We start from the raw sequence: 17,981 nt of genomic DNA on the forward strand, positions 1-17,981 counted from the left end.
GCTGGAACTCGCTGTAGCCGCTGCCACCCACGGTGACGTTGCCACCCAGGATGGCGGCGACGGCTTCACCGCCGCCACGGAACGGCACGTAGTTGATCTTGGCGGCGGGCACGCCCACGGCCTGGGCGATCTGCGACGCGGCGATGTGCTCGGTGGATCCGCGCGAACCGCCGCCCCACTTGACGCTGCCGGGGTCCTTCTTGAGCGCTTCGACCACGTCCTTCATGGAATTGAACGGCGAGCTGGCGGGCAGCACGAACACGTTGTATTCGGTGGTCAGACGGGCGATCGGGGTCAGCTGGGTGATCGACACCGGCGGCTTGCCGGTGATGATGCCGCCGAGCATGACGGCGCCCATGACCATCATGGCGTTCGGGTCGCCCTTGGCCGAGTTGTAGAACTGGGCCAGGCCGATGGCGCCGGCCGCGCCGCCCTTGTTTTCGAAGGTCACGGAGTCGGCCACCTTGGCGTCGCGCAGGGCTTCGCCCAGGGCGCGGCCCGTGCCGTCCCAGCCACCACCCGGGTTGGCGGGAATCATCATCTTGACGTTGGCACCGGCGGCCCAGGCCGCGTTGGGCAGGGCACCGGCAGCGGCCAGAGCGGCCAGGGATTTGAGGAAGGTATCGCGACGCATGGGTTGTCTCCGTGGGAGTTGATCGACGGTGGTGATCTTGCTGCCTGGCGCTGTCATTCGGCTGTCGGCCCCCTCAGGACAAACCCTAGTACTGTTGCCCCCGCGCTCCACCGCTGCGCGGGTCGCTGCCCCCCAAGGGGGTGCACATCCAGCTTGGGGCGGCCCGGCGCTGGATTCCGTTGCCCCCACACTCCACCGCTGCGCGGGTCGCTGCCCCCCAAGGGGGTGCACATCCAGCTTGGGGCGGCCCGGCGCTGGATTCCGTTGCCCCAACACTCCGCCGCTGCGCGGGTCGCTGCCTCCCAAAGGGGGCTGGCCAGCCTTGGGGCGGCCCGGCGGCTGGCCGCTGTTGCGGCCCATGCTCATAATCTCGCCAGCATGAAACTGCTCCTGATCGAAGACAACCCCACCATGCAGGCCACCCTGCAGCGCACCCTGGAACGCCGGGGCATGCAGGTGCTCACCTGCGGCGACGGTGACCGCGCGCTGGCACTCTGGCAGGCCAGCCTGCCCGACGCGGTGCTGCTCGACCTGAGCCTGCCCGGGCGCGATGGCCTGCAGGTGCTGGGCGATGCGCGCGCCGCCGGGCTCAAGACCCCCGTGATCATCCTGACCGCGCGCGGCACCGTGGGCGACCGCATCATCGGCCTGAACACCGGCGCCGACGACTACCTGCCCAAACCCTTCGACCTGGACGAACTCGAAGCGCGCGTGCGCGCGCTGGTGCGCCGCTCTGCCAACAACGGCGACCACGCCAGCCCCCTGCCCTCGCGCAGCACGAGCTGGTGCGGCATGCAGACCGACCGCGACAGCGGGGCCGTGTACCACGACGGCTCGCCGCTGGAACTGGCCCCGCGCGAGCTCGCCCTGCTGCGCGCCGTGCTCGCCAACCCCGGCCAGGCCATCACCAAGGAGCGGCTGTTCGAGCTCGTGTTCCCCGGTGAAAGCCACGTGCAACCCGAGGCCATCGAGGTCGTGGCCTACCGGCTGCGCAAGAAGATCGCCCACACCGGCGCGCAACTCGTCACCCTGCGCGGCCTGGGCTACCTGCTCAAGGCCAGCGCATGAAGCGCCCCCCCGCGTCGCTTCTCGCCACCCCCTCCAGGGGGCAACACCTGCGGCCCGGCAAAGCCGGTTCCGCGGTGTTTCCGGGCGGGCGCTCCCTCGTGCGATGCACCCCGGGATGAAGCGCTCGACCCAAGCCTCATCAAGGGTGCCATCGCTGCGCCGCACCCTGCTGCTGGGCATCCTGCTGCCGCTGTTCGGCTTTGTGCTGATCAACACCGTGGTGCTCTACCGCCAGGCCCTTGCCGCCGCCGACACGGCCTACGACCGCACCCTGTTGGCCACCGCCAAATCACTCGGCGAACAGCTGGAGGTGGTCGGCGACGGCGCGCAGGCCGTGGTGCGGTCGTCGCTGCTGTATTCCGCGCTGGAGGCCTTCGAGGCCGACAACCGCAGCCGCATCTTTTACCGCGTCAGCGGCTTCAAGGGCGAAATGGTCTCGGGCTTCGAAGACCTGCCCGCGCCGCGCACCCAGCTGCCCGACCAGAAGATCTACGCGGCTCTGGTGCATTTCTACGACGACGAATACCGGGGTGCGCCGGTGCGCATGGCGGTGCTGCTGCAACCGGTCGCGGGCGTGGCCGGTCAGGGCATGACCACCATCCAGGTCGCGGAAACGCTGGAACTGCGGCAGACCCTGGCGCGCCAGATCCTGATCGACACGCTCTGGCGCCAGGCGGCCCTGGTGGTCGTGATCGTGCTGGTGGTGGTCTTCGTCGTGCAGCGCGCCACGCGCCCGGTGCGCGCGCTCAGCCACGCGCTGGCCCACCGCAGCGAGAACGACCTGTCGCCCCTGCCCACGCTGAGCGCGCCGCGCGAGCTGCTGCCCCTGCTGGAAGCCGCCAACCAGCACATGCAGCGCCTGTCGCAGTTGCTGGAACATCAGAAGCGCTTCGTGCGCGACACCTCGCACCAGCTGCGCACGCCGCTGGCCGTGCTGAAAACCCAGGTGCAGTCGGCCCGCCGCGGCGACGTGCCGCCGCAGCAGGCCCTGGACGAAATCGGCCACACCGTGGAGCGCGCCACCGAGCTGGCCAACCAGATGCTCGCGCTCGCCAAGGTGGAGCAACTGCGCGAAGACAAGGACGCGCCGGTGATCGACTGGGCCGAGGTGGTGCGTTCGGTGGCGCTGGACCTCGCCCCGCTGATCGCCGAACAGGAGCTGGACTTCTCGCTCGACGTGGTGCCCGCCCGCGTGCGCTCGCACGAATGGGCCTTGCGCGAGCTCGGGCGCAACCTGCTGCACAACGCCATCAAGAACACCCCGCCCGGTTCGCGCCTGGCGGTGGCGATGGTGAAAGACGCGCAGGCCGTGGCGCTCTCCATCCGCGACAGCGGTCCCGGCATCTCGGCGACGCTGCGGGAGCGCCTGTTCCAGCCCTTCGCCACCGACCACGGCGCGCGCCCCTCCGGCGCCGGCTCGGGCCTCGGCCTGGCGATCTGCCACGGCATCGTGCAGTCGCTGGGCGGCAGCCTCGAACTGGACAACCGCGTCGAACACGGCGTGGTGCACGGTCTCGACGCCACCGTGCGCCTGCCCCTGGTCACCGCCGAACGCCAAACCCCCTCATGAACCACACTGAACCCCAAGGCAGCGGCAAGGTCCGCCTGGACAAATGGCTCTGGGCCGCGCGCTTCTACAAGACGCGCTCGCTCAGTGCCGAAGACATCGACAAGGGACGTGTCCACGTCAATGGCGCCACGGTCAAGCCGGCCAGGGAGCTGCGGGTGGGTGACACGGTGGAGGTGCGTTCAGGCCCGGTCGTGCGCACGGTGACGGTTCGCGCCCTGAGCGGCGTGCGCGGGCCAGCGCCCGTGGCGGCGCTGCTGTACCAGGAGACCGAAGACTCGGTGGCCCAGCGCCTGGCCAACGCCGAACAGCGCCGCCTCGCGCCCGAGCCCGCCCAGGGCCTCACCCAGGGACGTCCCAGCAAGCGCGACCGGCGCGACATGGACAGCTTGCGCGGCCGGGCTACCCCGGGGGGCGAGTGGAACCAGCGCTGGAGCGCCTCGCTGGACGACGACTGATCAGCGGCGCCGCAGGCCCAGCCACATCACCGTGGCCACCACCAGCAGCCCGCCCGCCACCTGCACCGGCGCAATCGACTGACCCAGCACCGCCCAGGCCAGCAGCAGCGCAAAGATGGGCTCCACATTCATGATGGCCGAGTTGCCCACCACGCCCAGCCGCGGCAGCAGGGTGAACATGAGCGTGAACGCCGTGCCGTAGAGCGCCGTCAAACCCATCAGGCCCCACCAGCCGGTGGCCGTGGCCGGCAAACTCGGCCCCCCCTGAACCACCACTCCCGCCAGCGCCAGCACGGCCACCAGGCCCATGGTCGCGGCGGTGCGCAGGCGGCCATCCAGGCCGACGGTCTCGTGCTGCGTGAGCACCAGCGCCAGGCCAAAGGTCGCCGAGGCCGCGAGCGCAAAGGCCACGCCCGACCCGATGCGGGCCCAGTGCCCGGCCGCCCCCAGCCCCGAGGCAGCGCCGGACACATCGAGCGCCAGCGCCAGCCCGACGAGCATCACCGGCATCGCGGCCAGCACACGGCGCTCGGGCCGCTCGCCATACACCACCCGCGCCCACAACGCGGTCCACAAGGGGTACGCGTTGAAGGCCAGCAAGGCCAGCGCCACCGGCAACCGCGCCACCGCCGAATACAGACACAGGCTTTGCACACCGATCAGCAGCCCGATGGCGGGCAGCGCCCGGCGCTGACGCGCATCGAGCCGCAGCGCGGTGCGCGTGCTGCGCAGCAGGGCCAGCACCACCAGCGCGGTGATGCCGCTGCGAAACAGCACCGCCGTGGTCACGTCCACACCGTCGTTGAACGCCAGCCGCGCCGCGACGTGGTTGGCGCCCATCATGAAAGCAATGAGCAGCAGGGAGGCGAAGGCTGCGCCAGACAGCGAGGGGGACGTGGGTCGGGACATCCGGGCATTGTCGCGGCGGGTCGCCATGCCCCTGCGTCGCGCGGGCAACAGCGACGCCTCCTGCCGGTCCGCGGTCAGCCCCCCGGGGCGCCCTGCCCCCGTTGCAGCGCCCCGGCGGGACGTCAGCGGGGGAAGGGCTCAGTCGTTCACTTGCGCAGCACCAGCACCGGCAAGGAGCTTTCGATGATCACGTCCTTGGTGTGTGAGCCAAAGATGAATTTGCCCACGCGGCTGCGCCCCTCCGTCACCATGACGATCATGTCGCAGCCTGATTTCTCCGCCTCCTCCACGATCGATTGGCTCACCCGGTAGGCCGTCACATGGTGCGCCGTGAACGCCACGCCAGCCGCCACCGCGCGCTGTTCAAACTGCCCCAGCAGGGCGGCCGCATGGACCTCGTTCTGGGCCTCGTTGTCTTTGATGCGATCGAGCAGGGGCTCGGTGTGCGAGGTCGCCGCCGTCAGCGGCACATCGGGCTCGACCACAAAGCCCGTGATGCGCGCGCCCAGCTGCTGGGCCAGTTCAATGCTGCCCTCCATCGAACGGCGGGAGAGTTCGGAGCCGTCAACGGGCACGAAGAGATGCTTGTACATGGTGGATTGGTCCTCATCAAAAAACAATGGATGCCTCGGATTCAAGGCGCTGCTCGACAGGTCGCACCACGAGAAGAAGGGACTTGAGCGCGACCAGCTCCATCCAGCCCCGACGATACAGCCATTGGAGCGACCCCTCTGACGCTGCGGGAGGCCCGCTGCAACGGGACGCGGGGCGCGCCATCAGCCGCGACGGGCCGCTTCGATCGCGGCGATGTCGATCTTGGTCATCTCCATCATGGCCTCGAACGCGCGCTTGGCCGCCGCCGGATCGGGATCGGTGATCGCGGCCGTCAGGGCGCGTGGCGTGATCTGCCACGACAGTCCCCATGTGTCCTTGCACCAGCCACAGGCGCTTGCCTGGCCGCCGTTGCCGACGATGGCGTTCCACAGCCGGTCCGTTTCGGCCTGATCGTCGGTGGCCACCTGGAACGAAAAAGCCTCGCTGTGCCGGAACGTCGGCCCCCCGTTCAGGCCCATGCAAGCGACGCCCATCACCGTGAACTCGACCGTGAGGACATCGCCCTGCTTGCCCGAGGGATAGTCGCCAGGCGCGCGGAGGACCGCGCCCACCGCGCTGTCCGGGAAGGTGGCGGCGTAGAACGTCGCGGCGTCCAGCGCGGTGCCGTCGTACCAGAGACAAATTGTGTTCTTGCTGATCATCCGGGTTCTCCTGAAGTGGGACAGACACGGGCGTTCGGGCCACAAGGGCAGCCCGACCGATCGGTCACCTGTGCCCCAAGGGGCCGCGCGCAGGCGCGGCCTGCCTCCAGGGCACCGATCCGATGGCATCGTACCCACGAACGCTCTCGGCTCAAGGGTACGGTTTGAAAGGTTCGACGGCAAGGGCCGCAAGCCCGCGGAAACAGGAACGCCAAGGGCGCTCCAGGGCCTATCCACGGACACCTTGCCGTGGGCGCATGTCAGTCAACGCCGAACCCGTGCTTCATCAGCACGGCGGTGGTGGCGGGACACTCATGCATGAGCCAGTGCCCTGCCCCACCGACGATGAGCCCTCGTCGGGAGGTCCCGTTCGGCACGGGCCGCGTCACCATCCCGTGCGGCGCTGCGGTGACGTCGTGCTCGGCCCAGATCTCCAAGGTGCCTCCATGGCGCGCGTCCAGTGCCGCAGCCAGCGCGGCCGAACGAGAAAACGGCTTGCTGCGAAACCGGGTGTTCATGCACCCTCGCCACTGGATTTCCATCGCCAGCCCATCCACGGCCGCCTCGCTGTGGAGCATCTGCGCCAGCAGGTTGTGCCGCATGCGGTTCGCCCAGCCAAAGGGGTCGGCATCGGGGTCCAGGTCTCGCCAGGGCAAAGGCGAGATGGTCTGCCGGCGAGGCCCGCCATGGCCCGCAGGGCCGATCAGCACCAGGCGCTCGACATGCCCACGCTGTGCAGCCAGCTGGGCGCTGACCAGGCCACCGAAAGAAAACCCACCCAGACGGATCTGGGTGCGCGCACCCAGCAGCGCATCCAGGCCCTGCCGCAACTGGACGACGAGCTCAATGAGCCCACCCGTGGGGGTCAGGGTCGATTCACCGTACCCGGGCATGTCGGGCATCCACAGGCTGAAGCTGGATGAGAGTTCGGGGATCACGCGGGCCCAGTGCAGCCAGCTGCCGTGGCCGCCGTGCAGCAGCACCAGGGGCGGGCCGCTCCCCACCCGGTGCCAGACCATGTGCTGGCCCAGGATCGGCTGCGTGATGCGATCGCAAGACGACTCCAGTGCCGAGATCTGCGCGCAGGCGGCCAAGCGAGCGCTGCCCGGAGCCTCGCTGGCCAAGCCGTCAGCCATCAAAGAACCTTCACGAACGTCGTCACCAGAACCTCAATCCACCTTGATGGACTGGACCTGAATCACCTTCTTCCACTTGGCAATGTCGGCGCGGTAGAGCCCATCGGCCGCGGCCGGCGGGTCCAGCGTCAGCGTCAACCCTTCGGCCCGGATGCGCTTGCGGAACTCTTCGCTGTCGGCCGCGCGCTGGATCGACTGGTACAGCTGCTGCACCAGCGGCGCCGGGGTACCGCCGGCCACAAAAATGCCGTACCAGACCGGCGCGGCGTACCCGCTCAGCCCCGACTCAGCAAAGGTGGGCACATCGGGCAGCAGGGCCGAACGCGTTGCGCTGGTGACGGCCAGCGCGCGCAGCTTGCCGTTGGCCAGGTAGGGCGCGACGCTGGGCAAGGTGCCGAAGGCCAGGTCGATCTGCCCGCCCATCAGGTCGGTCATGGCCGGGGTGGCGCCACGGTAGGGCACGTGGATCACGAACACCTTGGCGGTGGTCTTGAGCAGCTCGGCCGCCAGGTGGGTGGAGGTGCCATTGCCGGCCGAACCGTAGGTGAAACGGCCCGGTTGGGCACGCACCTGGGCGAGGAAGTCGGACGCCGACCGGATCGGGCTGTCGGGCCGCACCACCGCCACATTGGGCGCGTGGCCGAGCGTGGTGACCGCCGTCAGCCCTGTTTCAACGGAGTACGGCAGCCGGGGGTTCAGGCCGGGCACGATGGCGACTGCGCTGGTGTTGAGCAGCAGCGTGAGGCCGTCGGGCGCGCTCTTGGACACAAAGTCGTTGCCCACCACGGTGCCAGCACCGGCCTTGTTGTCCACGATGACCGTCTGCCCCCACATCTTCGACAGGCTGTCGGCCAGCGCACGGGCCATGTTGTCGGTGCCGCCCCCAGCGGGAAACGGCACTACCAGGCGCACCGGTTTGGAAGGGAAGCCGCTGGCGGTCTGGGCCCATGTGGGCACCGTGGCGCAGGCGAGGCCAACGGCCAGCAGCAGGTGCCGGCGCAGACGGCCGGAGGGTCGCGTTGAGGGGTTCTTCATGGGGGTCGAAGGATGTGGAGGTGTTGGAGGGTTGGGCCCGCTCAGGCGATCACGCCCTGGGCACACATCGCGTCAATGTCACCGGGCGGGTAACCCAACGCCGACAGCAGTTCGTGGTTTTGTGCGCCGACCGGTTGCGGCGGCGACGTGACCGCCACCGGGCTGCGCGAGAGCTGGAAGCCCGACACCGGAACGGTCAGCCCCGCCAGCGCGCCGGCCTCGTCGGCGAACCGGTGCAGCACCGGGCGACCACGCACGTGTTCGTCCGCCAGCATCGCTTCCAGACGCTGCACACGGGAGACGGGCACGCGGTGTTCGCGCAGCAGCGACTCCCAGTGCGCCACGGGCTCGGTCGCGATGATCTGGGTCAGGACCTGGGCCTCTTCGGCATACCCTTTGATCCGCTCCCGGTTGTTGTCCTTGACCAGATCGGCGCGCCCCAGCGCTTCCCACAGCCGCCGCTGCTGCCGCAGGTTGGAGGCAGACACCATCAGCGGCGCGTCGCTGGCCTGGTAACAGCCGATGGTGGCGAAGGGGTAGCGGTTGCCCTTCTGCTCCGGGTGCGCGCCGTTCCAGAGGTAGCCGGTCAGGTGCGAACTGGCGAGGATCATCGCCACATCCGACATCGCCACCTCGACGAACTGGCCCAGGCCGTCACCCTGGCTGCGCTGCAGCAGCGCCGCGAGGATGGCCATGGCAGCGGTGGTGCCCGTGGCGTAGTCCACCACCGGTGCGCCGCATTTCACGGGCGCCGTGCCCGGCTCACCGGTCATGGCCATCATCCCGGCGTAAGCCTGCACCACGCCGTCGTAGGCGGTCAGTTCGCGCTTGGGGCCGGTGCTGCCGAAGGCCGAGATGGAGCAGTAGACCAGCCGAGGGTTGATGGCCGACAGGTCCGCATACCCCAGGCCCAGCGCGTCGAAGGCACCCGGGCGGTAGTTCTCGATCAGCACATCGGCGGTCAGCACCAGTTGCCGCAACACCTGGCGCCCCGCCTCGGTTTTGAGGTTCAGTGCCAGGGACTTTTTGTTCGACGCCTGCGACAGGTAGGCCGTGCCCATGCCAGCGTCGTTGAGTGCGGCGTCCGAGCCCTGGAAACGGGCCTGATCGGGTTCCTCGGGTGACTCGATCTTGATCACCTCGGCACCCATGACCGCGAGCTGGTAGCCCGCGAACGGACCGGCCAGCACATGGGTCAGATCGAGCACCCGGACACCCTGGAGAACGGGCTTCATGGCAGACGCCTCACTTGGCGAGCACATCGGCCTTGACGATCTTGGACCAGCGCTGGATTTCGGCCCGCACGAAGGCGTCGAACTCGGCCGGTGTGCCGGTCTGGACCACCATGCCCTCGCTCACCACCTTGGACTTGAAGACCTCGCTGGCGGCGGCCTTGCGTGTGGCCGCGTTCAGCCTGTCGATCACGGCCGCGGGCGTGCCCGCCGGCGCGTAGAAGCCGTACCAGCCTTCGGTGGCGTAACCGGGCACGCCGGCCTCGGCCACGGTCGGCACACTGGGATATGCCGTGGAGCGCTCGGCCGAGGTGATGGCCAGCGCCCGAAGCTTGCCGCTCTCGATGAAGCTGCCCACCGAGCCCGAGGTGGCAAAGATCATGTCGGTCTGTCCACCCAGCAGGTCGGTGAGCGCGGGGCCCGAACCCTTGTAGGCCACGTGCTTGATCTGGACCTTGGCCATGTCGGCGAACAGCGCACCGGCCAGGTGGGACGAGGTGCCATTGCCGGGTGATGCGTAGCTCAGCTTGTCCGGATCGGCTTTCGCGGCGGCGATGACGTCCTTGAGCGACTTGAAGGGGCTGTCAGCGCGCACCACCAGCACGTTGGGTGAGCGCACGATCATGGACACGGGCGCAAAGTCCTTCTCGGTCGAGTAGGGCATCTTGGCCATCAGGCTGGGGTTGACCGCGTGAGCGATCGACGAGACCACCAGCGTGTAGCCATCGGGCGCGCTCTTGGCCACCAGGTCGGTGCCGATGAGGGTGCTGGCGCCCGGCTTGTTGTCCACCACGACGGGTTGCCCCAGGTCCTTGGCCATCTCCACCGCCAGCGTGCGGGCGATCAGGTCCGTGCCGCCAGCGGGAGCGAAGGGCACCACCAGCTTGATGGGCTTGTCGGGGAAGGCGTGGGCGGGAGCGCTGACCAGCGCGACGGCCGCAGCGAGGCCTGCGAGCATCTTGAGCAGCTGGGGAAGGCTGCTTGCGAGGGATGTGTTCATTCATGTCTCCAGAGGATGTGTTGTGCGGCCGTGGGCGTCGGATCTCGTCTTCGGCCAACACGACTCTAGGAGGTATGCGCACTCGCAGCACCCCTCCCATTCCAACCTGTGGAATTTCAACGCGTCTACTCAGACCCGTTCGAGCACCACCGCTCCGAGCGCGAATGGGGCGCGTTGACAAAAACCTCCACTTCTGCCAGACGACGGCCAACGTCCGCACTGACAAACTGAAGCAGAAACCGGCTGCACGGTCCCGACGCCTGGGTCTCCAGCAGCAGAACGTCGATCGATTCACCCAGGCCGACATTTCCCAGGAACAGGCACTCGCGACTCAGCACCGTCGAGTGAACCTCCAGCAGGCCCCAGTGCCACATCGCCCTGTCGGCCAGTGCTGTGAACGATGGGAAGTAGAGCAAGCCGGCCCCATTGAAGTCCGAACGCGGACAGGGCGTGGTTCGCCATGACCGCACAGCGGGGTGTCGGGTTGTCGAGGCCTGCCGCCACTGGCGCAGCCGCCCCAGCAAGCCAGCGGTGTCGGGCGTCGGATCGTCCACCATGGCCTCGGCCATGTCGGCCCGGCGCACCGAGTGGTTGTCGCCCGCCTGGTGCCGACTGACAAACACCGACAGCATGTCCAGCTCGGCCATCGCGATGTCGGCGCTGGCCAGGCGGTGGTGGCTCCAGGCATGGGACCGCCCCAGCCAGCGCAGGCGGCTGTTCAACCGTAGCGACTGCCCTTCCCGGCTCTGGTCCAGTTGCGCCTCGCGCAGGCGCAGCCAGCCAAAGGCTGCGTAGACTCGGCGCCCCCGCGTGTCCACCCATCGATCCGATGGCTGGCCCAGTGCCTGAGCCAGCGCGAGCCAATGCTGCGACCCGCAGGTGCGCTGCAGCCAGGTTTCCGACAGGCCGCAGGCGTTGAGCTCCGGCATTCCCGCCACCAGTTGCAGCGATTTTTCGCGGTCAAAGCGCGTTGCGGCGGTGCGCCGGTGCGGTGTCGGTTGCACCGCCTCCGGATGCCTCTCGCCAGTCTCCAGCAGGTGCATGCTCAGGCCAGCGTGATCTCGGCGCTGCAGACCTTGCCCGGTCGGGTTTCGGCCTGGTGGGCCTGGTGGTGCGCGATGCGCTCGGCGATGAACTTCGCGTCCCGCGCCACACCCGAGAAGCGGCCGGACCCCCAGGTGTGCAACCAGGGCAGACCGACGAAGTACAGGCCCGGCACCGAAGTCACGCCGCGCTCGTGCACCGGGTGGCCACGCCCCGTGAACACGGGTGCATTGAGCCAGCGGAAGTCGGGCGCGAAGCCGATGCACCAGATGACGGAGGTAATGCCGGACTCGGCCAGCGACAGGGTCTCCCGCTCCTCGGTCGGGCTCCACACGGGCTGGTAGACCTCGCCCGCCGGTGCATCAATGCCTTGCTCGGCGATGTGTTTGTCGATGGCGGCGTTGATGCCGTTGTAGGTGCGGTCCGCCTGGTCCAGGGCTGCGCCGAGGTTGGTGGCGAAGCGCAGCGTGTCCCCTTCCAATCCTTCGAGCAAGCCGTAAAGATCCATGCCTTCCTGCGCAAAGCGGCGCAGGTCGATGTCGCGCCCGCCGTCGCGGCCGGTGACATAGTGATTGGTGTTGTCGCGCACACCCTCGCGCAGCGGATGCTGCGACACGGGCATGTCGTAGTAGCCCATGTCGGCCAGCCAGTCCACCACATCGCGACCGCGGTAGAACCGTGCGCAGCGCGGTGCATCGCCCACGGCCAGCACCACCTGGCGGCCCGCGAGATGCAAGTCTTCCGCGATCTGCGCCCCACTTTGGCCCGAGCCAACCACCAGCACCTTGCCGGGGGGCAGTTGGTCGGCGTTGCGGTAGTCGGCCGAATGGATCTGGCGGATGCTCTCTGGCAAGCGTTCGGCCAGGCGCGGCACGATGGGCTGGTGGTAGCCGCCCGAAGCCACCACCACCTGTTCGGCCAGGCACTCGCCTTCGCTGGTGCGCACCAGAAAGCCTCCAGCCACCGGCTGCACCAGCTCCACCGCCACGCCTTCGCGCAGCGGCGCATCCACCGCAGCCTTGAAGCCCGCCAGATATTGATTGATCTGGTCTTTCTTCATGAAGCCGTGCGGCGCATCGCCCTGGTAGGCATGCCCCGGCAAGGCGCACTGCCAGTTGGGCGTGACCAGGCAGAAGTTGTCCCAGCGCTGGGTGCGCCAGGCGTGCAGCGCCTCGTGCTTTTCGAGGACCACGTGGTCGATGTCCAGGGACTGCAAGCCGTGGCTGACCGACAGACCAGCCTGGCCGCCGCCCACGATGACCACGCTGTGGCGGGGAATTTGAGATGAAGACATGGAAAACTCCTTGACGGGATCGGGTGGGGTGGATCAGGACTGGGCCGGTGCAAAACCGACGATGCGGACTGAAGTGCCGGGCTGCCCGGCAAAGATGGCGGCGCGTGCTTCGGTGTCCACGAGCTGATCGCCGGCGCGGGAGCACACAAAACCGAACTTGGCCTGCACCCGCTGGTTGGCGATGGCCGTGGCTTCGCGCACGCGGCGCAGGAAATCGTCCAGCGGGTAGTCGGTGCCGGGCGTGAAAAAGTCTTCGATCACCAGCGAGGGCGAGTACGACACGCTCTGTGAGGCGTCGGGCCACTGGATGGTGTAGTGCATGGCGGGCATTGGGGGTCTCCGGTTCAGTTGCAAAGGGTTAGAGGTTCATGGTCCGCAGCCTTGCGATGTGCGGCCAACAGCTCGGCGTACCAGGCTTCGTGCAGTGCCGCGCTGCGGATCCAGCTGTGGTCCAGGCAGACCGGCGGGGTGGCGGTGAGGCGGGGCATGCTGGCGGCGGCTTGCAGCCCCGATGCGATGGAGGCGGTGTCTTCCGGATCGCACCAGGCGACGCCTGGTGAGGTAGAAAAGTGTTCAGTGAACGGCGGCCGACGAGACACCAGCACCGGCGTGCCGCAAGCCAGCCCCTCCAGCGCCGCCAAACCAAACCCCTCCATCAACGAAGGCATCGCCAGCACGGCGGCGCGCCGCATCAGTACTGGCATCAGGTCGTCGGGCAAGGTGCCAGTGCGCAGGACGGGCTGGCCCACACCCTCGCTCAGACCGTTCTCGACCAGGGTGTGCACCCAGGCGCGCTGGGCGGCGCTGTGGTCCAACATGCTGGCGCCGCCGACCACCACCAGGCGTGCATCGGCCCAGGCCGGGTTGCTGCGGCGCAGCTGGGCAAAGGCCTGCAGCAGCCGCACGCTGTTCTTGCGCTGCTCGACACCCCCGACCAACAGGCACACCGGACTCGCCTGCTGGTCCAGCCCCAGCACGGCCAGACGCAGTTCATCACCCGCAGTCGCTTCGATCCGGTAGCGGTCCAGGTTCACGCCGTTGTGCATGCGCCTCGCGGGGTGGTACAGCACCTCGCGGAAGTGATCGGTCCACAGATCGCTCACGCACGCGATCCCGTCGGCGGCGCGCCAGGCGCGCTCTTGCCAGGCCATGAGGGTGGCGCTCTCGAACACGTCCAGGTGGTGCACGGTGCGCGCCCAGGGTGGCAGCGCCCTGCCCTGCTGCCGCAGCAGTGCCAGGGCGTTGCCGCTCAGGCTGTCCTGCGCGTGCAGGACGTCGTAGCGCCCGTCCGTCAGGAGCGGTGGCAGGCCCTGGACCAGGGTGTCAATGCGCTGCGCCACCTGCGCTTGCAGATCACCCGTGAGATGGGGCAGGCCCAACACATGCAGCGGGAAGTCCACCTCACGGAACAGCTGTTCACCCGGCTCGGCAGACGCCATCACCGTAACGGAGTGTCCTCGCGCCACCAGCGCCTGAGCGAGCTCCAATGTGTGCACCACGCCACCGCGTGCTCGCACCGAATGGGTCAGCAGCCCGATGCGCAGACGCTTGTTCATGACGGCTCCCGGCTGGTGATGAAGGGGGTCTGAGCGTGGTCCCATAGCAAGGCTTGTTCACCCTCGTGGCTCACACGCAGGCGGCTTCCCTCGCACACCGTGCCCACGTCGGCACAGGCGATGTTGCGTGCCCCGAAATGCGCCCGCACCCGCTCGGCGTATTCGGGTCGCACGCTCAGTACGTAACCGAAACTGGGGAAGGCGCACAACCAGCGCAGGAAAACGGCGCTGTCTGAGCCCAGGTCGATCTCACTCACCGGGCGCGGCAAGTCGTCGAGGTGAATCTCGGCGCCCACACCGGAGCACTCCAGCAGCATGAGGATCGACCCCAGCACGCCGGCCATGCTGATGTCTTTGCCGGCGTCGCACCAGCCCGCCTCGGCCAGTTGGGGCAACAGTTCCATGTCGCCGCGCAGGCGCTCGGCTGGCGCCTCGGTCGAGGCGTTCCAGAACGGGTACGGCGCCTGCCACTGGCCGCGCAAGTCCACCGCCACCAGCAGGTGGTCGCCGGGCCGCGCGGCAAAGCTGCTGATCAGTCGCTGCGCCCGACCCAGCACGGCCACAGCGAGCTGCCCGCTGGCGCTCTGCAGGTTGGTGTGCCCGCCGACCAGCGGCACGCCGTAGCGCTCGGCCGCAGCGCGCATGCCCGCCAGCACGTCGCGGGCCTGGGGCTCGCTGCTGGCCCACAGGGCGTCCACCAGCGCCACCGCGCGCCCGCCCATGGCCGCCACGTCGCTCAGGTTCACCATCACGGCGCTGTAGCCGGCGAACCAGGGCATGGACTCCACCAGGTCTTGCACCAGGCCTTCAATGGCAAGCAACACATGCCCGGTGCCCGAAGGATCTGGGAGCACCGCGCAGTCGTCCCCGTTGGGCACTGCCGTCACACCGGTGGTCGGCGCCAGTTGCGCCATCACCCCCGCGATGTCGCGCTTGTGGGTGAAGCCGCGACTGGCACGCAGGCGGGCGACCAGGTCTTCCACCGGGGTCATGCGCCTGCTCCCTGGGTCAGCACGAAGCCGGCAAACGGCGTCGCGCACGGCGGGTAGTGGTCCAGGTCCGCGCGCATGAGCGCGTGCACCCGGCCGTGCAGCACCATCTCGTCCAGCACCTGCCAGTGCATGCGACGGAACAGTGCCACGTTCTGCGCCTGCACGTGTGCCAGAAATTCGGTGCAGCCCTGCGCGTGGGCGCTGCACACCGCCAGGCGGATCAGGGTGCTGCCCAGCTTGCCGTGTTGGCGCCAGTCGCGGCGCACCGCCAGACGCGAGCCCCACCAGGTGCCAGGCAGCGCCTCGTGGATGCGCACCGTGCCCAGCACCTCGTCGGGCTCCCCGGCCAGGCAGGACAGCGCCACCAGCGAACGCACCGACGGCACGTTGCGGTCGATGTCGTCCACATCGTCGCCATCAAACAGCCCTTGTTCCGCGCAAAACACCTGCCGGCGCAGCGCGTGGGCTTCCTGGTTCATCCAGGGGCCGCTGGCCCACTGCACACGGAAAGCCTGCGGCCGGTAGCTGCTGCTCAGATCGCACCAGGGCTCGGGCACCCGGTCCAGGTTGGCCACGGTATGGGACAGGGAATGCATGGTGGGCGCGTCCATGGTGTCAAGCAGCCAATGGCGTTTCGTAGCGAGACAGCGTCGAGCAGGCGGCGCAGCGGCCACAACCGGCCTTGATGTCGCCAGCCCTCAAGCCTGCCTCAGCGACCATGTCGCCCAGCGGCGCCAGCACGCTGCGCATGAAATCGGCCGTCGGCGCGGGCATGTCTTCCAGCGGCGTGCCGCTGATGGGGACGAATGGCACGACAAAGGGATAGACCCCCAGGTCCAGCAGGCGCTGGCTGGTGGCCAGCAAGGTCTCTGGGCTGTCGCCCAGGCCGGCGAGCAGGTAGGTGCTGACCTGGCCACGCCCGAACACGTCCACCGCGGCGGCAAACGCATCCCAGTAGCGCGCCATGGGCACCTCGGCCTTGCCCGGCAGCATGTGCTGGCGCAGCGCGTCGCCCACCACCTCCAAGTGCATGCCCAGCGTGTCCACACCCGCGTCCTTGAGGCGCTGGAACCAGGCGTCGGTGTCGGGTGGCTCGCACTGGGCCTGCAAGGGCAGGTCCACCGCTGTGCGGATGGCCTGCGCGCTTTCGCACAGGATCTGCGCCCCCCGGTCGGCTGTGGGTGGTGTGCCCGTGGTCATGACCATGTGCTTCACACCATCGAGCTCCACCGCGGCCTTGGCCACCTCGGCCAGTTGCGCCGGGGTCTTGCGTGCGATGGTGCGCCCTGCCGCCAGCGACTGGCCGATCGCGCAGAACTTGCAGGCCTTGCGCCGGCTCTCGTAGCGGATGCAGGTCTGCAGCACGGTGGTGGCCAGCACGTCGGCCCCGTGCAGGGTCGCGATCTGCTGGTAGGGAATACCGTCGGCGGTGCTCAGCCCGTAGAAGCGGGGCTGGGTCGGGAATCGGATGCTCGCGATGGGGATGCTACCCCGACGCAGCACGCTCACCCCGTCAGCACCGGGCGCGTCGGCCACGAAGGGCGAGCTGAAAGCCGTGGCCGTGTGCACCGGCACCATCAGCGTGACACCGTCCACCGTCACGGCCTTGTGGTCCGACGGCCCTGCCCCGCCCCGGCGGCTGGCCGCCCCGGCCGACGGGTCCAGCAGGCGCAAGCCCTGGGACTGCAGTTCGGTCATCAGTTGCCGGCTGTTCGGCGCATCCGCCAGGCGCGGCGGCGTGTCAATGGCGATCGCGGTCATGGTCATCTCCGGTCAAAGGGGGTGGGTGGTGTCGGCGGGCTGGCCGGTGGCGGCCTCGAAGGTGAGACCGGCATCCGTGTCGGCGGTGGCAGCGGGCCAGGGCCGGGTCGTGCGGTTGGGCTCGCGGCGCACGGCCAGGCTCAGCAGCTCCGGCCGCGCGTAATGGCCCACCGAATCCATCATGCGTTTGCGTTTGTGGATCAGGGCCATGTCCAGATCAGCAACGACCAGGCCTTCGCCCTCGGTCAGCGGTTCGGCCAGGTACTTGCCTTCGGGCGAAACGATGGCGGTGTGGCAACCGCCGCGCAATGCACCCTGTAACTTGTCATCCGGCGTAACGGAGCGAATCTGCGCATCGGTCAGCCAGCCGGTGGCGTTGACGACGAAGCAGCCCGATTCGAGCGCGTGGTGGCGGATGGTCACGCCCATCTGCTCGGCAAAGATCGGTCCCACCAGCGAGCCGGGAAACTGCGCGCAATGGATCTCTTCGTGTTCGGCCATCAGCGCGTAGCGCGCCAGCGGGTTGTAGTGCTCCCAGCAGGCCAGCGCGCCGACACGGCCGACGCGGGTGTCCACCGCCGTGAGGCCCGAACCATCGCCCTGCCCCCACACCATGCGCTCGTGGTACGTGGGCGTGATCTTTCGACGCTTGAGCAGCAGGCGGCCATCGGCATCGAACACGATCTGGGTGTTGTAGAGGCTGCCGTGGTCGCGCTCGTTGACACCCAGCACCACCACCATGCCGGCCTCGCGCGCCGCGGCCGCCACGGCGTCGGTCAGTGGACCCGGCACGGTGGGGGCACGCTCCATCAGCAGCAGATGCGCGGGCCCCTGTTGCACCGGCGGCTGAATGAAGGAGAAGTACGGGTAGTACGGAACGAAGGTCTCGGGAAAGACGATCAGCTCCACCCCCTGCTTCGCAGCATCGCGGATCGTCTCCAGCACGCGCGCCAGGGTGCCATCGGCACTTTCCAGATCCGGGGCGATCTGGGCGGCGGCCGCCCGAACGGTTCTCTTCATGTCAGCCATGCCGTTCTTT

General features: G+C 68.7%; 19 protein-coding genes. 3 read left to right on the plus strand and 16 right to left on the minus strand.

Features of this window, described 5'->3' with window-relative positions; all coding sequences use genetic code 11:
* On the minus strand, positions 1-634 hold a 634-nt coding region (locus IV088_RS03755; RefSeq protein ID WP_291097889.1), incomplete at its 3' end, for a tripartite tricarboxylate transporter substrate-binding protein.
* 378 nt (positions 635-1,012) lie between these two features.
* On the opposite strand from IV088_RS03755, the gene IV088_RS03760 reads away from it, so the two are divergent.
* The 3 genes from IV088_RS03760 (at position 1,013) to IV088_RS03770 (ending at position 3,727) form a co-directional block, all read left to right on the plus strand.
* Positions 1,013-1,702 carry a response regulator transcription factor gene (locus tag IV088_RS03760; RefSeq protein WP_291097891.1) on the plus strand — a complete coding sequence of 230 codons (690 nt, stop codon included), beginning with the start codon at positions 1,013-1,015 and terminating at the stop codon, positions 1,700-1,702.
* A gap of 115 nt (positions 1,703-1,817) precedes the next feature.
* Positions 1,818-3,272, plus strand: a complete 1,455-nt coding sequence (locus IV088_RS03765) for a sensor histidine kinase (RefSeq protein ID WP_291097893.1) — start codon at positions 1,818-1,820, stop codon at positions 3,270-3,272.
* A complete protein-coding gene (locus tag IV088_RS03770; protein ID WP_291097895.1) occupies positions 3,269-3,727 on the plus strand; it encodes an RNA-binding S4 domain-containing protein in 459 nt (152 codons plus the stop codon). The genes IV088_RS03765 and IV088_RS03770 overlap by 4 nt, the downstream gene beginning before the upstream one ends.
* On the opposite strand, the gene IV088_RS03775 is transcribed toward IV088_RS03770, so the two are convergent.
* The 15 genes from IV088_RS03775 to IV088_RS03845 form a co-directional block, all read right to left on the minus strand.
* Positions 3,728-4,636 (minus strand): DMT family transporter, encoded by a 909-nt coding sequence (locus tag IV088_RS03775; protein ID WP_291097898.1) that lies wholly within the window; start codon positions 4,634-4,636, stop codon positions 3,728-3,730.
* Between the two features lie 146 nt (positions 4,637-4,782).
* Entirely contained in the window at positions 4,783-5,229 is a 447-nt protein-coding gene (locus tag IV088_RS03780) for a universal stress protein (protein WP_291097899.1), read from the minus strand.
* 183 nt (positions 5,230-5,412) lie between these two features.
* On the minus strand, positions 5,413-5,892 hold the full coding sequence (locus tag IV088_RS03785; RefSeq protein ID WP_291097901.1) for a VOC family protein: 480 nt from the start codon (positions 5,890-5,892) through the stop codon (positions 5,413-5,415).
* Positions 5,893-6,152: 260 nt separating this feature from the next.
* Positions 6,153-7,028: an alpha/beta hydrolase gene (locus IV088_RS03790; protein WP_291097902.1), complete on the minus strand. Its 876-nt coding sequence runs from the start codon at positions 7,026-7,028 to the stop codon at positions 6,153-6,155.
* A gap of 33 nt (positions 7,029-7,061) precedes the next feature.
* On the minus strand, positions 7,062-8,063 hold the full coding sequence (locus IV088_RS03795) for a tripartite tricarboxylate transporter substrate binding protein (protein WP_291097903.1): 1,002 nt from the start codon (positions 8,061-8,063) through the stop codon (positions 7,062-7,064).
* Between the two features lie 41 nt (positions 8,064-8,104).
* Entirely contained in the window at positions 8,105-9,298 is a 1,194-nt protein-coding gene (locus IV088_RS03800) for a CoA transferase (RefSeq protein ID WP_291097906.1), read from the minus strand.
* A gap of 10 nt (positions 9,299-9,308) precedes the next feature.
* Positions 9,309-10,253, minus strand: coding sequence for a tripartite tricarboxylate transporter substrate binding protein (locus tag IV088_RS03805; RefSeq protein WP_291098205.1), 945 nt, complete (start codon positions 10,251-10,253; stop codon positions 9,309-9,311).
* Positions 10,254-10,420: 167 nt separating this feature from the next.
* Positions 10,421-11,338, minus strand: coding sequence for a Pnap_2097 family protein (locus IV088_RS03810; protein WP_291097909.1), 918 nt, complete (start codon positions 11,336-11,338; stop codon positions 10,421-10,423).
* A 2-nt stretch (positions 11,339-11,340) separates the two neighbouring features.
* Positions 11,341-12,633 carry an MSMEG_0569 family flavin-dependent oxidoreductase gene (locus IV088_RS03815; RefSeq protein WP_291097912.1) on the minus strand — a complete coding sequence of 431 codons (1,293 nt, stop codon included), beginning with the start codon at positions 12,631-12,633 and terminating at the stop codon, positions 11,341-11,343.
* A gap of 33 nt (positions 12,634-12,666) precedes the next feature.
* Positions 12,667-12,963, minus strand: coding sequence for an MSMEG_0570 family nitrogen starvation response protein (locus IV088_RS03820; RefSeq protein ID WP_291097915.1), 297 nt, complete (start codon positions 12,961-12,963; stop codon positions 12,667-12,669).
* Between the two features lie 14 nt (positions 12,964-12,977).
* Entirely contained in the window at positions 12,978-14,189 is a 1,212-nt protein-coding gene (locus IV088_RS03825; RefSeq protein ID WP_291097918.1) for an MSMEG_0565 family glycosyltransferase, read from the minus strand.
* Positions 14,186-15,181 carry a sll0787 family AIR synthase-like protein gene (locus IV088_RS03830; RefSeq protein ID WP_291097923.1) on the minus strand — a complete coding sequence of 332 codons (996 nt, stop codon included), beginning with the start codon at positions 15,179-15,181 and terminating at the stop codon, positions 14,186-14,188. Before IV088_RS03830 ends, IV088_RS03825 begins: the two co-directional genes overlap by 4 nt.
* Entirely contained in the window at positions 15,178-15,777 is a 600-nt protein-coding gene (locus tag IV088_RS03835; protein ID WP_291097925.1) for an MSMEG_0567/Sll0786 family nitrogen starvation N-acetyltransferase, read from the minus strand. Before IV088_RS03835 ends, IV088_RS03830 begins: the two co-directional genes overlap by 4 nt.
* A 19-nt stretch (positions 15,778-15,796) precedes the next feature.
* Complete coding sequence (locus tag IV088_RS03840) at positions 15,797-16,879, minus strand: MSMEG_0568 family radical SAM protein (protein ID WP_291098208.1); 1,083 nt, start codon at positions 16,877-16,879, stop codon at positions 15,797-15,799.
* A 75-nt stretch (positions 16,880-16,954) separates the two neighbouring features.
* A complete protein-coding gene (locus IV088_RS03845; protein ID WP_291097928.1) occupies positions 16,955-17,971 on the minus strand; it encodes a Nit6803 family nitrilase in 1,017 nt (338 codons plus the stop codon).
* Between the last annotated feature and the right edge of the window lie 10 nt (positions 17,972-17,981).

It is taken from the genome of Hydrogenophaga sp., assembly GCF_018780075.1.
Taxonomy (GTDB): Bacteria; Pseudomonadota; Gammaproteobacteria; order Burkholderiales; family Burkholderiaceae_C; genus Hydrogenophaga.

Excerpts from the sequence above, each read along its gene's own strand:
- IV088_RS03760 (WP_291097891.1), top strand. The coding sequence starts at position 1,013 with ATGAAACTGCTCCTGATCGAAGACAACCCCACCATGCAGGCCACCCTG.
- IV088_RS03765 (WP_291097893.1), top strand. The coding sequence starts at position 1,818 with ATGAAGCGCTCGACCCAAGCCTCATCAAGGGTGCCATCGCTGCGCCGC.
- IV088_RS03770 (WP_291097895.1), top strand. The coding sequence starts at position 3,269 with ATGAACCACACTGAACCCCAAGGCAGCGGCAAGGTCCGCCTGGACAAA.
- IV088_RS03775 (WP_291097898.1), bottom strand. The coding sequence starts at position 4,636 with ATGTCCCGACCCACGTCCCCCTCGCTGTCTGGCGCAGCCTTCGCCTCC.
- IV088_RS03780 (WP_291097899.1), bottom strand. The coding sequence starts at position 5,229 with ATGTACAAGCATCTCTTCGTGCCCGTTGACGGCTCCGAACTCTCCCGC.
- IV088_RS03785 (WP_291097901.1), bottom strand. The coding sequence starts at position 5,892 with ATGATCAGCAAGAACACAATTTGTCTCTGGTACGACGGCACCGCGCTG.
- IV088_RS03790 (WP_291097902.1), bottom strand. The coding sequence starts at position 7,028 with ATGGCTGACGGCTTGGCCAGCGAGGCTCCGGGCAGCGCTCGCTTGGCC.
- IV088_RS03795 (WP_291097903.1), bottom strand. The coding sequence starts at position 8,063 with ATGAAGAACCCCTCAACGCGACCCTCCGGCCGTCTGCGCCGGCACCTG.
- IV088_RS03800 (WP_291097906.1), bottom strand. The coding sequence starts at position 9,298 with ATGAAGCCCGTTCTCCAGGGTGTCCGGGTGCTCGATCTGACCCATGTG.
- IV088_RS03805 (WP_291098205.1), bottom strand. The coding sequence starts at position 10,253 with ATGCTCGCAGGCCTCGCTGCGGCCGTCGCGCTGGTCAGCGCTCCCGCC.
- IV088_RS03810 (WP_291097909.1), bottom strand. The coding sequence starts at position 11,338 with ATGCACCTGCTGGAGACTGGCGAGAGGCATCCGGAGGCGGTGCAACCG.
- IV088_RS03815 (WP_291097912.1), bottom strand. The coding sequence starts at position 12,633 with ATGTCTTCATCTCAAATTCCCCGCCACAGCGTGGTCATCGTGGGCGGC.
- IV088_RS03820 (WP_291097915.1), bottom strand. The coding sequence starts at position 12,963 with ATGCCCGCCATGCACTACACCATCCAGTGGCCCGACGCCTCACAGAGC.
- IV088_RS03825 (WP_291097918.1), bottom strand. The coding sequence starts at position 14,189 with ATGAACAAGCGTCTGCGCATCGGGCTGCTGACCCATTCGGTGCGAGCA.
- IV088_RS03830 (WP_291097923.1), bottom strand. The coding sequence starts at position 15,181 with ATGACCCCGGTGGAAGACCTGGTCGCCCGCCTGCGTGCCAGTCGCGGC.
- IV088_RS03835 (WP_291097925.1), bottom strand. The coding sequence starts at position 15,777 with ATGCATTCCCTGTCCCATACCGTGGCCAACCTGGACCGGGTGCCCGAG.
- IV088_RS03840 (WP_291098208.1), bottom strand. The coding sequence starts at position 16,879 with ATGACCGAACTGCAGTCCCAGGGCTTGCGCCTGCTGGACCCGTCGGCC.
- IV088_RS03845 (WP_291097928.1), bottom strand. The coding sequence starts at position 17,971 with ATGGCTGACATGAAGAGAACCGTTCGGGCGGCCGCCGCCCAGATCGCC.